Raw genomic sequence first — 12,764 nt, 5'->3', positions numbered from 1 at the left:
GGCACAGGGCGGGGCGGACCCGGAGGGGGTCCGCCCCGCCCTGTCACGCTTCCTGCGCCAGGACCGCCTCGGAGCCGCTCGTGGCCAGCTCGACCGGCAGGTCCTTGCGGCAGCGCACCCCCAACTTCCGGTAGACCCTGGTGAGATGCTGCTCGACCGTGCTCGGCGTGATGAACAGCTTCGCCGCGATCTCCCGGTTGGTGTAGCCGCCGACGGCCAGCGCGGCCACCCGGCGTTCGGAGTCGGTCAGCAGACCGTTGTCGCCGCCCGGGGCACCCGGCATCGGGACCGGCTCCTCCGCGTCGTCCGGGAAGGACAGCAGCCCGTCGCTGAGCGGGGCCGCCCCGCAGAGCGCGACCAGATGACGGGCGCGCCTGACGTGGGTGCGGGCCCGGCGGTTGTCGCCGAGCTCGTGGTAGGCGGCACCGAGGTCGGCGAGGACGCGGATCTGCTCGTACCGGTCGCCGCAGCGCTCGTACAGGTCGAGCGCCTCGGCGAGCATCTGGGGCCGCCTGGTCGCGGGACCGCCGACGGCGAGCACCCGCAGCGCGGCGGCCCGGGCGCGGGCGCCGTTGGACCCCGGCCGGCCGAGCTGGTCGTAGGCCAGGCGCGCGGCCTGTTCGCGGTTGCCGAGCTCCAGCCAGGCCTCGGCGGCGCTGGTACGCCACGGCACGACACCGGGGACGTCGATCCCCCAGGCCCGCATCCGGTCGCCGCAGGCCAGGAAGTCGGCGAGGGCGGCGTGGTGGTGGCCGGTGGCCAGGTGGTACTGGCCGCGGGCGTGCAGGTAGTGCAGCCCGTAGCGGGTGTCGAACACGGGCTTGGGGACGGTCCTGGTGAGATACGCGCCCGCCTCGTCGTAGTGGCCCATGCGGGTGGTGGCCAGCACCAGGCTGCCGAGCGGGGCGCCGACGGCGACCCCCCAGGCGTTCGGGCTGATGTGGTTGAGGGCCTGGTGGGCGTGTTCGACGGCGCCGGTCAGATCGCCCAGCCGCAGCGCGGCCTCGGCACGGGTGGCCGACAGCAGGCCCATCCAGGTCGGCGAGTACGGCGTGTGCCCCTCGCGCAGCAGCCGGTCGCACCAGGCCGGGGTGTCCGGGGAATCGGTGCACAGCAGCACGCCGAGCGCGAGCAGCGCGGGCTCCTCCGGCCAGGTCAGGTCGTAGCTGGGACCCCGGTCCTTGAGCACCTGGTGGGCCTGGCCGACGACCTCGTGGGCCCGGCCGCCGACCAGCGCGTCCGCGAGCAGCGCGGTGGGCCGGGACCAGGAGGCGGTGGGGCGGGGCGGGGTGCCGGGGCGCTGCCGCTGTCCGTCGCCGGGCGCCGGGCGGTGGGTGCGGCGGGCCAGGGTCGGATGGGTCCACGCCAGCCAGCGTTCGGTGTCCTCCAGCTGCGCGGCGACCTCGCTGTGCGGCTCGGGGCGCGCCTCGCGCAGCCGCTCCAGGAGCGGAGCCGCCTCCACCGGGCGCCCCTGCCACAGGAGTTGGCGTACGAGGTCGATGGTGTGCGCCGGGTCCAGGTCACCGGCGTGGGCGGCGGCGGTGAGGGCGGCGAGGTGGTGCTCGGCGGCGGCCGGGTCGAACAGGCGGCGCACCTGCACCAGCCGGGCCTCGATGGCGGGCCGCCCGGGCTCCCCCTCGCCCCGGGCGCGCAGCGCGGCCTCCAGGGCGGCGACGGCACGGTGGGTGCGGCCGGCGAACAGCTCCTGCTCGGCCGCCTCCAGCAGGACGTCCACGCTCCAGTCGCCGTCCGGGCGCTCCAGTTCGGTGAGCTGGAGGGCGATCTCCGGTGCGGGGCAGCCCTGTTCGTACATCAGCGAGGCCGCGGTCCGCCGCAGCCGGTCGCGCTCCTCGGGGGCCAGGTCGTCCAGTACGGCCTGCCGGGTGAGGTCGTGGCGCAGCACCGGGCCGTCCATCAGGCCGACGGACTCCAGGATGCCGAGCGCGGTCTCGGCCGTGCCGGTGTCGACACCGGCGAGCCGGGCCAGCCGCTCCGGGTGGCTCGCGCCGCCGAGCACGGTGAGCGCGCGGGCCACGGCGACGACCGGCGCGTCCAGCCGCCCGAGCTGCCGCAGCACGGCACGGCCGTAACCCTCCTTGCGGACCCCGCCGCTCAGGTCGTGGTCGTCGAGCAGGGCCCGCAGCAGCAGGAGGTTGCCGCCGCTGCACGCGTGGAACTCCGGCGCGAGGCGCTCCGCCGCGGCCGGGTCGTCCAGATGGATCCCGAGCAGCGCGGCGACCTGTTCCTCGGTCAGCGGCGCCAGGGGGATACGGCGGGTGTGCGGCTGGTCCAGCAACTCGGTCCGGAACTGCGAGCGGCCTGCCTGGGCGACGGCGTCGTCGGTGGCGTCGTCGGCGAGGAGCAGGACTATGCGGGCGGCGGCGGTGCGGCGGGCGAGGTAGAGGAGGCAGTCGAGGGAGGCGGGGTCTGCGTGGCGGAGGTTGTCTATGGCTAGGAGGAGGTGGGGGGTTGGGGGGTGGGGGGCGTGTTCGGGGGCTGGGGCGGAGGCGGGGTCGGTGTTCTGGCTCGCGTCGGCGGTCGGGCTTGCGACGGCGTTCTGGCTTGCGTCCGCGGTCGGCTTCGTTGCCGCCCCCGCAGCCGCCCTGTGGCTGCCGTCGGCCGGCTGTGTCTCGGCCGGTTCGGCGAGTTCGGCCGGTTCGGCCAGTTCGAGGATCGCCGCGGCCACCTCGTTGAGGAGGAGGGCGAGTTCGGGGCCTATGCCGGCGGGGGACGGTGACGGTGAGGGCGACTGTGACGGCGAGGGCGTGGTTCCGGGGGCCGTCTCCGTCAGGCGGCGGTGGAGGGCGTGGAGTCGGGCGCCGGGTTCCCGGGTGGTGGGGACGGTGTTCAGGAGCTGGCCCAGGACGCCGAAGGGCAGGGCCCGTTCGGCCCGGGAGCAGCTGGCGCGCAGCACCAGGGCGCCGCGTCGCTCGGCCGTCTCGGCGGCCCGGTGCAGCAGTTCCGTCTTTCCGCTGCCGCCGGGGCCGTCGAGGAGTACGACGGCGCCCTTTCCCGCGCAGCATTCGGTGAGTATTCGTTCCAGTTCTTTTTCCTGCTCGGCACGTTCGACCAGTTTCACTGGCCACCTCCCGTACGAACGATTTCCTGAGGGGTTCGACCGGGCCGAAGCTAGCAACCCCTCAGGGGACCCGGGTTTCTCCGCGCTCACCGGACGGCAACTGTCCGCCCATCGGGGTGGGCGGGTCGGGAAGCGGGCTCGGAATGGCATGTTCCGTAAGTGAGCGAGATGAGGGGCGAGATCTCGGGTCGCCGGAAGATCACTTCTTACACCCTCCTGACCTGCGGATTCCAAGCTCCGAAAATTTTCTTCGGCGATCATGGCCATACCGTTTGACAAACGGGTCGATTGGTTTGTTTACTGTAGGGGTACCTCGTGGAGGCGGCTGTCCGCCTCGACTTCGACTGGGGGTGAGCCGCATGCGGTTCAATTTGCTCGGCCCGTTGGAAGCGTTTTCCCAAGACGACCCGGTGGGCCTCGGGGGATTCAATCAGCGGGCCACCGCGGGATTTCTTCTGCTGCACGCCAATGAAGTCGTGCCCACCAGCAAATTGATGCACGCGCTGTGGGGATACGACACTCCGGCGACGTCCCGGAAAATGGTGCAGAACGCCGTGTCCGGGCTGCGCAAGATCATCGAACGGCACGCGTATCCCGCGGGGACGGTCACTCTCACGACGACGGCCCCCGGGTACCGGCTGACCGTCACCGACGGCAACGTCGACCTGTGGCACTTCCGCCGGCTGGCGGAGGCCGGCCGGGCCGAACTCGCCACGGGTGACCGGGAGTCGGGGCTCGAACAGCTGCGGGCCGCGCTACGACTGTGGCGTGGGCCGGCGCTCGCCGACCTGACCGAGGCCGGGATCTCCTGGCCGGAGCTCAGCGCGGTGGCGGGGCTGCGGATGTCGGTCTTCGAGGACTACGCGCAGGAGGCCCTCAACCGGGGGCGGCACCAGGAGATCCTCGGCGAGCTGGAGCAGATGGCGACGGCCGAGCCGACCGGGGAGCGGATGTGCGGGCTGCTGATGGTGGCGCTGTACCGCTGCGGGCGCCAGCATGACGCGCTGGCCGCGTATCAGCGCACCCGGGCCGCGCTGCTGGACAACTTCGGCCTCGACCCCGGGCATGAACTCCGCGCCCTGGAAGTGGCCGTCCTCAACCACGACCCGTCCCTGACCCAGGACACCGAGCCCCGCTGGCGCCGCACGATCCCCCGCCCGGCGGGAGTCCGCCGCTGCGAACGCATCACGGCGGGGCGGGGTGGGATGGCAAGGGGAGCCCAGTCGATGAGTCGACGGCGGCACGGGTAGGCAGGGAGGGGGTGCCGGGGGGCTCCGGCGGCTCGGGGTCGGCCTACGGCTCCTGCCGTGCCCGGCGCTCCCGGGGTCATCGGTCCTCCATCACCCGCCACCCTCGGCACCGGCCGGCGAGTGCCTGCCTGGTGGGTGCTCGGGCGGCTGGGCGGGAGGGCGCCGGGGCACGGGTGGTGACCCGGCTGCGGCACAAGTACAGGGTGCTGCCCGGAGGGCTTCGGCGGCTCGGAGTCGGCCTACGGCTCCTGCCGTACCCGGCGCCCTCCGAAGTCTTCGGTCCTCCATCGCCCGCCCCTCTCGGCTCGGCACCGGTCGGCCGCCGGGCGCTCCGGCGGCTCGGGACCAGCCCGTGACCCTGCCTCGCCCAGCGCTCGCAGGCCCCGGAATCACCACGGCCCGTCCCCGGCGCCGACCAGCGGATGCCCGTACAGCAAGGCGGGACAGCACAGGACACGGCCGGTGAGCCGGCGCCCCGCTCCGGTGGGTCGGACGTCTCGCCGGCCCCCTCCCGTAGCCGTACCCCCACGCCTGCCGTCAGCCCCCTGCTGTGTCCGGTGTGCTCACCCCGACCCCCCGCGCCAGCAGCAGCGCTCCGTCCAGTGAGGACAGGGCGCCCAGGGCTGCGGGGCGGAGTTCGGGGGTGGGGCCGTTGGGGCGGTGCAGGGAAGTGAAGTGGGTGGTCACTCGGGTGAGGTAGCCGGGGACCGATGTCGCGAAGCCGCCGCCGATCGTGATGATGTCAGGGTGGGTCAGTTCGGCGAGGGAGGTCGCGGCTGCCGCCAGGGCGGAGGCGCTCTCGTCGATCAGAGTCGTGGCCCAGGGGGTGGTCGCCGAACAGGCGGCCAGGAGTGCGGGGAAGTCCACCTGTTCGCCGCGGAGTCGGGACGCACGGCGCAGGACCGCCCGGCCCGAGGACAGGGACTGGACACAGCCTCTGCGGCCGCAGTCGCACGGTTCGCCCGCGCGGTGGTCGACGATGACGTGGCCCACCTCGCAGGAGCCGCGTGCCGTGCCCGGGCGCATCACGCCGTCCAGGACCACCCCGCCGCCGATGCCCGTGCCGACGCCGAGATGGACCAGGTCACGGCAGCCGGCCGCCCGCGCCTCCGCGAGCGCGGCCAGGTCGCCGTCGTCCGCCACCCGGATCCGCGCGCCGGGCAGGAACGCCTCCAACTGCCGTGACAGATCCAGGCCTTGCCAGGTCGGCCGGTTGGGCCACCCCCGCACCCGGCCCTCGGTGTCCAGGGCCGCGGGCAGCGCCACCCCCACCGAGGTCACCGGGTCGCCCGCCGAACCGGGCAGCTCCGCAAGGGACTTGCCCAGCGCCGCCAGGTCCGCCGCCACTCCCCCGCTCTCCGGCCAGGGGAACACCTTCTGCCAGGGCCGGGCGTCGATCGCCGCACCGCTGCGTTCCAGCCGCAGTGCGACCTTGGTGCCGCCGATGTCGATTCCCAGACGGCTCACGGCAATTCACTCCTCGCGTCTAGATTTCCTTGGCCAGGTGCGGGGAGAGCGCCGTACGCAGAAGGTCGGTCACGGCCGCACTGTGTTCCGCAAGATAGAAATGGCCGCCCTCGAAGACATGGAGGGAGAATTCGTCCTCGGTGTGTCGGCGCCATTCGTCCACCTCCCCCACCGTGACTCTCGGATCGCTCGATCCGACCAGCGCGGTGATCGGGCTGCGCAGGGGTTCCGTATGCGTGCAGCGGTAATTCGCCACCGCTTCGAAGTCGTTGCGCAGCACCGGCAGGGTGAGCCGGATCAGCTCCTCGTCCAGGGCGAGCGCCGCGTCGCTGCCGCCCAGCGCCCGCACCTCCGACAGCAGCTGGTCGTCGGTCAGCCGGTGGAAGGCGTCCGCGCGCACCACCGACGGGGCCCGGCGCGCCGAGACGATCAGCGCGGCAGCGGGCGAGCCGTCCTGCTCAAGGCGCCGGGCCACCTCGTAGGCGACGGTCGCGCCCATGCTGTGGCCGAACAGGGCGACCGGGCCCGCCCAGGGCAGCAGCGCGCGCGTGATCTGCTCGGCGAGCTGCTTCACGTCCGCCACGAGGGGTTCGTGCCTGCGGTCCTGGCGGCCGGGGTACTGCACGGACAGGACCTCCACCTCCTCGCCGAGCGCCGCCGACAGGGGGTGGAAGTAGCTCGCCGAACCACCGGCGTGCGGCAGGGCGACGAGGGTGATGCGACGGTCCGGCTTGGGGTGGTAGCGGCGTATCCACTGCTGGGAGCAGGCCGCGGTCGTCGTGTTCATCGGCTCTCCTAGGCGGTCGCGGCGAGCGTCGGGGCGGCAGGCTGCGGGCCTGCGGCCGGCGCGGCGCCGTTCGGCAGGGGCGCCTGCGGTCCTACGGCGGCCTCGACACCGTTCGCTTTGGCCGTCTCGGCACCGTTCGCCACGGCTGCCTGCGCTCCTACGGCCGTCTCGGCACCGTTCGGCGCCGCCGTCGGCCGGGACCCCGCCGCCGTCGCCAACAGGGCCCGCGCGCCCAGTCGGTAGCCCAGTGAGCCGAGGCCCACCACCACGCCCGAGGCGAGCGGGGCGATGATCGACTCGTGGCGCCACTGCTCGCGCGCCCAGACGTTGGAGAGGTGCACCTCGATCCAGGGGCGCGGGTAGTTGGCGAGGGCGTCGCGCAGGCTCCAGCCTGCGACCATGAGCGCGCCGGGGTTCACGATCGCGCCGACGGTGCCGTAGTTGGCGTGCACGGCACGGACCAGGTCTCCCTCGGAGTCGCTCTGGAACGAGATGACCTGCCAGCCCATCCCGGCGACCTCCTCCCCGACCGCCCGCTCGATGTCGGCCAGCGTGTCGGTGCCGTACACCTCGGGCTCACGCTGACCGAGGATCCCGAGGTTGGGGCCGTTCAGCAGGAGTATCGCGCTCATGACTCACCTCACAACTGCGGTTCGGGGACCGGTTCTTCGGCGGCCCATTCGCATTCCATTCTTTCTCGTGTTCGACGGTTGTGGCGGAGCTCCGGGGATCGGTTTCCACTTGAGGGGTGAAAGGCCGTTCATATAGGGGGGTTTCCGGGGTCCCGGTAGGGGATGGGAACAGATGCCATACGCGCGGTAGCGTGATATTCCCCGTCGCCGGATCTCCGTATTCCGGCCGGTTTTCCGGGGTGGGTTCTTCCCTCAATCTTCGGTGGAACAGGAATGGATCGTCATGAATGATCAGGCGCAGAAACTCCTCGCGGACCTCCCGGTGTGGCCGCGCTACGGCGACGAGGAGCGCACCGGTCTCATCCGTGCCCTGGACCAGGGCCAGTGGTGGCGCATGGGCGGCAGTGAAGTCGACTCGTTCGAGCGGGAGTTCGCCGACCGGCACGGCGCCCCTTACGCCCTGGCGGTGACGAACGGCACCCACGCCCTGGAACTCGCCCTCCAGGTCCTCGGGGTGCGCGAGGGCAGCGAGGTCATCGTGCCCGCCTTCACCTTCATCTCCTCCTCGCAGGCCGCCCAGCGGCTCGGCGCCGTGGCGATCCCGGTCGACGTCGACCCGGACACCTACTGCCTGGACCCCGAGGCGGTGCGGGCCGCGCTCACCCCGCGGACCGCGGCCATCATGCCGGTGCACATGGCGGGCCACTTCGCCGACATGGACGCCCTCGGCAAGGTCTCCGCGGACAGCGGGGTGCCGCTGATCCAGGACGCGGCGCACGCGCACGGCGCCGAGTGGCTCGGCCGCAAGGCCGGTGAGCTGGGCTCCATAGCCGCCTTCAGCTTCCAGAACGGCAAGCTGATGACGGCGGGCGAGGGCGGCCTGGTGACCTTCCCGGACGAGGCCTCGTACCAGGAGGGCTTCCTGCGGCACAGCTGCGGCCGGCCGCGCACCGACCGCAAGTACCACCACCAGACGTCGGGCTCCAACTTCCGTATGAACGAGTTCTCGGCGGCCGTCCTGCGCGCCCAACTCGGCCGTCTGGACGAGCAGATCGCCACCCGCGAGCTGCGCGCCCCGCTGATCGCCGGGCTGCTGGCGAAGATCCCCGGCGTGGTCCCGCAGGCCCGCGACGAGCGCATCACCAACCACCCGCACTACATGCAGATGTTCCGGATCCCGGGCATCGCCGAGGCCGACCGCAACGCGCTGGTGGACCGGCTGGTGGAGCGGGGCGTGCCGGCGTTCATCGCGTTCCGCGCGATCTACCGCTCCGAGGGCTTCTGGGAGTACGCGCCGCCCGCCGCCACCGTCGAGGAGCTGGCCGAGCGCAACCCGGTCACCGAGGCCATCAACGCGGACTGCGTCTGGCTGCACCACCGCACCCTGCTCGGCACCGAGGAGCAGATGCACGCCGTGGCCGAGGTCGTGGCGGAAGAGGTCGCGCGGGCATGAACACAAGGGTGAGCGCACGGGGATCGGGCGACCCCCCGGTCCGAACCAGCGTGGTCGGTCTGGGGTGGGCGGCGAAGTCCATCTGGCTGCCGCGGCTGCGCCAGCACCCCTCCTTCGCCGTGACGTCCGTGGTGGACCCCAGTCCGGCGGCCCGCGCGGACATCCCGCAGGACCGCACCGGTACCCGACTCCTCGCGGATGTCACGGAGTTGAGCGCGGACGCGGTCGACCTGGCCGTCGTCGCCGTACCGAACCATCTGCACTCGGTGGTGGCCTGCCGGATCCTGCGCATGGGCATCCCGGTGTTCCTGGAGAAGCCGGTCTGCCTCAACTCGGCGGAGGCGGAGCAGCTTTCCGCCGCCGAGCGCGAGGGGGGTGCGGTGCTGCTCGCGGGCAGCGCGGCCCGCTACCGCGCCGACGTGACCGCGTTGCGCGAGGTCATCGAGCGGGACCTGGGCGAGATCCGGCACGTGGAGTTGTCGTGGGTGCGGGCGCGTGGCGTGCCGAGCGCGGGCGGCTGGTTCACCCAGCGGCAGTTCGCGGGCGGTGGCGCGCTGGTCGACCTGGGCTGGCATCTGCTGGACACCGTCGGGCCGATCCTGGGCCCGGTCGGGTTCGACCAGGCGGTGGGCACGGTCTCCGACGACTTCGTCAACGACCAGTCCTCCGGGGCGGCTTGGCGCAAGGACGCGCCCCGCCCGGAGGACAGCGCGGGCGACGTGGAGGACACGGCGCGCGGGTTCCTGGTCACGGAGGACGGGGTGTCGGTGGCGATCCGGGCGAGCTGGGCCTCGCACGAGCCGTACGACACGACCCGTATCCGGGTGGACGGCAGCGCGGGCAGCGCGACGCTGCGCTGCACGTTCGGCTTCAGCCCGAACCGGCGCAAGGGGTCCTCCCTGGTGCTGGTGCGGGACGGGACGACGACCGAGATCCCCCTGCCCGAGGAGGAGATCGGCGCCGAATACCTGCGGCAGCTCGACGAGTTGCCGGGGCTGCTGGTGGATCCGGCGTCCCAGGGGCGGACCGTGGACGAGGTCCGTCGCACCATCGCGGTGATCGAGCGCATCTACCGCTCGGCCCGGCGGGCACGGATCGGGGCGCGCTCCACAAGGGCGGCCCGGGTGGTGCCGGCATCGACGCTACTCGACTCGGAGAGGTTCCGGCATGGTTGACAGTGGGGGCGACTACGGCCGTCCGCACCACGGGGTGCGGGCTGTCGTCTTCGATCTCGACGGGGTGCTCGTCGACAGTTTCGAGGTGATGCGGGAGGCGTTCAGCATCGCCTACGACGAGGTGGTGGGCGTCGGGGAGGCGCCCTTCGCCGAGTACAACCGGCATCTGGGCCGGTACTTCCCCGACATCATGCGGATCATGGGGCTGCCGCTGGAGATGGAAGGCCCCTTCGTCCGCGAGAGCTACCGGCTCGCGCCGCTGGTGCAGGTGTTCCCGGGGATTCCGGAGCTGCTGCGTGAACTGCACGGGCGCGGGGTGCCGTTGGCGGTCGCCACGGGCAAGGCCGGTGAGCGGGCCCGGGCGTTGCTCGGCCGGCTCGGGCTGCTCGACCTGTTCGAGGTGGTGATCGGTTCGGACGAGGTGATCCGGCCCAAACCGGCGCCGGACATGGTGGAGTTGGCGGTGTCGGTGCTCGGGGTCCGTCCCGGGGAGACGGTGATGGTGGGCGACGCCGTCACCGACCTGCACAGCGCCCGCGGGGCGGGGGTCGCGGCGGCTGCGGCACTGTGGGCGGGCGTCGACCCGGCCCCTCTCCTGCGCGAGTCCCCGGACGTCGTGCTCCACTCCCCCGGCGAGCTGCTCGAACTGGTCGCGGAGCCGGTGGCGGCGACACCGTAGCAGGACCCGGTGACACCAGAAGGCCCGGACGCCTCACCGTCCGGGCCTTCCGTCATGTGCTGGGGCGGCGGTTCGCAGCCGGACCCAACGGCCGTGCGGGGCCGTGGGGTTCGCACCCCACGGCCCCTTTCTCAGCCGGTCGCGCCCGGCACCGGCGCCGCGGGCCGCGGGGCCTCCGCCCCCAGCGGATCCGCGGACCGCGCCATGGCCGCCAGTTGCCGCCGTACGACGGCCTCGGGGACGTCCGCGACCAGTTCGGGGCCGTCGGGCCCGTCCAGGACGAACGTGAGCCCGTGGCCCTCCGCCTTCTTGTCGCGGAGCATGTAGCCGATCAGGGCGTCATGGTCCACGTCGGCGGGCAGCGCGGTCGGTAGTCCGAACGAGGCGACCACCTCCTGGTGTTCGGCGACCCGGGACTCCGGGATACGGCCCAGGGCACCGGCGAGCCGGCCCGCGAAGACGGTGCCGACGGCGACCGCCTCACCGTGCCGCAGCGCGTACGCCGTGGCCCGTTCCAGGGCATGGCCCAGGGTGTGGCCGTAGTTGAGGATGTGGCGCAGACCCTGGTCGCGTTCGTCGCGGGAGACCACGGACGCCTTCAGCCCGACGCTGCGGGCGATCTGCTCGGCGGGCGGCAGGCTGCCGAGGCCCGGTGCGCCGATGAAGTGGCAGCGCGCCAACTCCCCGCATCCGTTGATGCGTTCGCGTTCCGGCAGGGTGGCGAGGAACTCCGTGTCGCAGAGCACCGCGCGCGGCTGCCAGTAGGTGCCGACGAGGTTCTTGCCCTCGGGGAGGTTCACTCCCGTCTTGCCGCCGATACTGGCGTCGACCTGGGCCAGCAGCGAGGTCGGCAGATGGATGACAGGCGTGCCCCGGTGGTAGAGGGCCGCGGCGAGACCGACGGTGTCGGTCGTGGTGCCGCCGCCGCAGGAGATCACCACGTCGGAGCGGGTCAGCCCGAACTCGGCGAACCTCTCGCACAGTTCGGCCACGGTGGCGAGCGTCTTGTCCTCCTCCCCGTCCCGCGCCGCCAGCCACAGTGTGTCCACCCCGAGCGGGGGCAGCACCCCGGCCGGCCGCGCCGACACGACGACGGCACGCGAGGCACCGGTCGCCGCGACCAGCTCGGGCAGCAGGGCGCGGACGCCGGGGCCGATGTGCACGGGGTAGGTGCGGTCACCGAGGTCGACGTCGACGCGGTGGTGCTGCGCCGCGTCCGTCACCAGGGGGTGTGTCGCCGCAGGGCCGGACACGGGGGCCATGCCCTCCAAGGACCGGCCCGCCGTGGACCGGCCCGCCATGGACTGGCTCATGACAGCCTCCCCCCTCATACCGTCGAGAGCACGGCACCCGGCACCGCGAGCGGCCCCGGGTCCGTGCCGGACGGGGTGAGGGACAGCCGTACCGTGCGAGCCGCGAGGGCCTCGACGGACGGCGGGACACGCAGCCGGCGCAGGGTCAGGTGGGCGTGCTCGAAGAGCAGGTAGTTGACCGGTGCGCCCTCCGCCGCCCAGGCGCGGGCGTTGCGGCGCAGGGTGCGCAGGTAGCCGTCCCAGCCGCGCTCGGTGTCGGGCCCCATGGCCGGCAGGCCCTCCCGCAGCACGTCCGCGCCGTCGGCGCTGCGGGCGCACAGCTCGGTGCGCTGCGCGGGCGTCAGCCGGGCGGTGTGGTGCTGCCAGCAGCGGAACAGGAATCCGCGCCGCCCGGACTCCTCGATCAGCGCGACGACATGGCGCAGATGCCAGACGGCGAGAACGAGCTGGGTCCGGTAGTCCAGGGCTGATTCCCCGGCGACGGCGAGAGCGAGTTCGCTGGACGCCATGGCGACGTCGTCGTCGAATTCGATGGACGGGAATTCGCCGGGCGTAGGGGAGTTTTCGGGGGGCACCCCTATCGGTTCCAGCAGGTTCGCCAAATGCCCGGAGAACTCAGGGGAAAGCGCTGCCGGAACACCGGCCCACAGGTCGATCACGGGCCGCTCGGCGACTTCCGTCCAGTGGAAGAACCAGCGGCTCGCGGGTTCCACGGCACGCAGGTCGCGTACCAGGTCGAGCAGGGTTTCAGGAGGTCGGGGGCGGGTGACGCCGTCCGCCCCGGTGATCTCGGGCGCGCCGACGCGCGCATGGGTGAACTGGAGATTCATGTGGATTGCCTCAGTTCTGTGAACGACGGAATGGTGCGTACGGAACGGGCTTCTGCCCATGCTAGAGGCGCCGGATAACCCACTCCCGCCCCGAGCCGC

The 12,764-nt window shown here is 72.7% G+C and carries 10 protein-coding genes; 4 read left to right on the top strand and 6 right to left on the bottom strand.

All coding sequences use genetic code 11. From position 1 onward, the window contains the following. Nucleotides 1–43: 43 nt before the first annotated feature. Nucleotides 44–3,079 (bottom strand): LuxR C-terminal-related transcriptional regulator, encoded by a 3,036-nt coding sequence (locus G3I78_RS25635; protein WP_343243846.1) that lies wholly within the window; start codon nt 3,077–3,079, stop codon nt 44–46. 143 nt (nt 3,080–3,222) lie between these two features. On the opposite strand from G3I78_RS25635, the gene G3I78_RS25630 reads away from it, so the two are divergent. Beyond that, the gene (locus tag G3I78_RS25630) at nt 3,223–4,329 is read left to right on the top strand and encodes an AfsR/SARP family transcriptional regulator (protein WP_343243845.1); all 1,107 of its coding nucleotides are present in this window, start codon (nt 3,223–3,225) and stop codon (nt 4,327–4,329) included. 537 nt (nt 4,330–4,866) lie between these two features. Here the strand turns inward: G3I78_RS25630 and G3I78_RS25625 are convergent. The 3 genes from G3I78_RS25625 to G3I78_RS25615 are packed head-to-tail and all read right to left on the bottom strand — an operon-like array spanning nt 4,867 to nt 7,215. Beyond that, nucleotides 4,867–5,796: an ROK family protein gene (locus G3I78_RS25625; RefSeq protein ID WP_164428557.1), complete on the bottom strand. Its 930-nt coding sequence runs from the start codon at nt 5,794–5,796 to the stop codon at nt 4,867–4,869. A 19-nt stretch (nt 5,797–5,815) separates the two neighbouring features. Beyond that, the gene (locus tag G3I78_RS25620) at nt 5,816–6,583 is read right to left on the bottom strand and encodes an alpha/beta fold hydrolase (protein ID WP_164428554.1); all 768 of its coding nucleotides are present in this window, start codon (nt 6,581–6,583) and stop codon (nt 5,816–5,818) included. Between the two features lie 8 nt (nt 6,584–6,591). After that, complete coding sequence (locus G3I78_RS25615) at nt 6,592–7,215, bottom strand: type II 3-dehydroquinate dehydratase (protein WP_343243844.1); 624 nt, start codon at nt 7,213–7,215, stop codon at nt 6,592–6,594. Between the two features lie 283 nt (nt 7,216–7,498). Between G3I78_RS25615 and G3I78_RS25610 the strand changes: the two genes are divergently transcribed. The 3 genes from G3I78_RS25610 to G3I78_RS25600 are packed head-to-tail and all read left to right on the top strand — an operon-like array spanning nt 7,499 to nt 10,522. Then, nucleotides 7,499–8,668 carry a DegT/DnrJ/EryC1/StrS family aminotransferase gene (locus G3I78_RS25610; RefSeq protein WP_164428552.1) on the top strand — a complete coding sequence of 390 codons (1,170 nt, stop codon included), beginning with the start codon at nt 7,499–7,501 and terminating at the stop codon, nt 8,666–8,668. Between the two features lie 8 nt (nt 8,669–8,676). Beyond that, entirely contained in the window at nt 8,677–9,843 is a 1,167-nt protein-coding gene (locus tag G3I78_RS25605) for a Gfo/Idh/MocA family oxidoreductase (protein ID WP_343243843.1), read from the top strand. Then, nucleotides 9,836–10,522, top strand: coding sequence for an HAD-IA family hydrolase (locus G3I78_RS25600; RefSeq protein ID WP_164428547.1), 687 nt, complete (start codon nt 9,836–9,838; stop codon nt 10,520–10,522). Before G3I78_RS25605 ends, G3I78_RS25600 begins: the two co-directional genes overlap by 8 nt. 131 nt (nt 10,523–10,653) lie before the next feature. Here the strand turns inward: G3I78_RS25600 and G3I78_RS25595 are convergent, their stop codons facing one another. Both G3I78_RS25595 and G3I78_RS25590 read right to left on the bottom strand, forming a co-directional pair. Beyond that, nucleotides 10,654–11,835 carry a 3-dehydroquinate synthase family protein gene (locus G3I78_RS25595; RefSeq protein WP_239158045.1) on the bottom strand — a complete coding sequence of 394 codons (1,182 nt, stop codon included), beginning with the start codon at nt 11,833–11,835 and terminating at the stop codon, nt 10,654–10,656. 14 nt (nt 11,836–11,849) lie between these two features. Then, the gene (locus G3I78_RS25590) at nt 11,850–12,665 is read right to left on the bottom strand and encodes a hypothetical protein (protein ID WP_164428545.1); all 816 of its coding nucleotides are present in this window, start codon (nt 12,663–12,665) and stop codon (nt 11,850–11,852) included. Nucleotides 12,666–12,764: the final 99 nt, after the last annotated feature.

This window comes from Streptomyces sp. SID13726 (assembly GCF_010548375.1).
Classification (GTDB): Bacteria; Actinomycetota; Actinomycetes; order Streptomycetales; family Streptomycetaceae; genus Streptomyces.
Note: the sequence above shows the minus strand (reverse complement) of the source record. Positions and strands in the feature narration are given on the sequence as shown.

What these genes read in the sequence shown, in the direction of transcription:
- G3I78_RS25595 (WP_239158045.1), bottom strand. Translation starts at nt 11,835, where the DNA reads ATGAGCCAGTCCATGGCGGGCCGGTCCACGGCGGGCCGGTCCTTGGAG.
- G3I78_RS25620 (WP_164428554.1), bottom strand. Translation starts at nt 6,583, where the DNA reads ATGAACACGACGACCGCGGCCTGCTCCCAGCAGTGGATACGCCGCTAC.
- G3I78_RS25615 (WP_343243844.1), bottom strand. Translation starts at nt 7,215, where the DNA reads ATGAGCGCGATACTCCTGCTGAACGGCCCCAACCTCGGGATCCTCGGT.
- G3I78_RS25630 (WP_343243845.1), top strand. Translation starts at nt 3,223, where the DNA reads ATGGCATGTTCCGTAAGTGAGCGAGATGAGGGGCGAGATCTCGGGTCG.
- G3I78_RS25610 (WP_164428552.1), top strand. Translation starts at nt 7,499, where the DNA reads ATGAATGATCAGGCGCAGAAACTCCTCGCGGACCTCCCGGTGTGGCCG.
- G3I78_RS25600 (WP_164428547.1), top strand. Translation starts at nt 9,836, where the DNA reads ATGGTTGACAGTGGGGGCGACTACGGCCGTCCGCACCACGGGGTGCGG.
- G3I78_RS25590 (WP_164428545.1), bottom strand. Translation starts at nt 12,665, where the DNA reads ATGAATCTCCAGTTCACCCATGCGCGCGTCGGCGCGCCCGAGATCACC.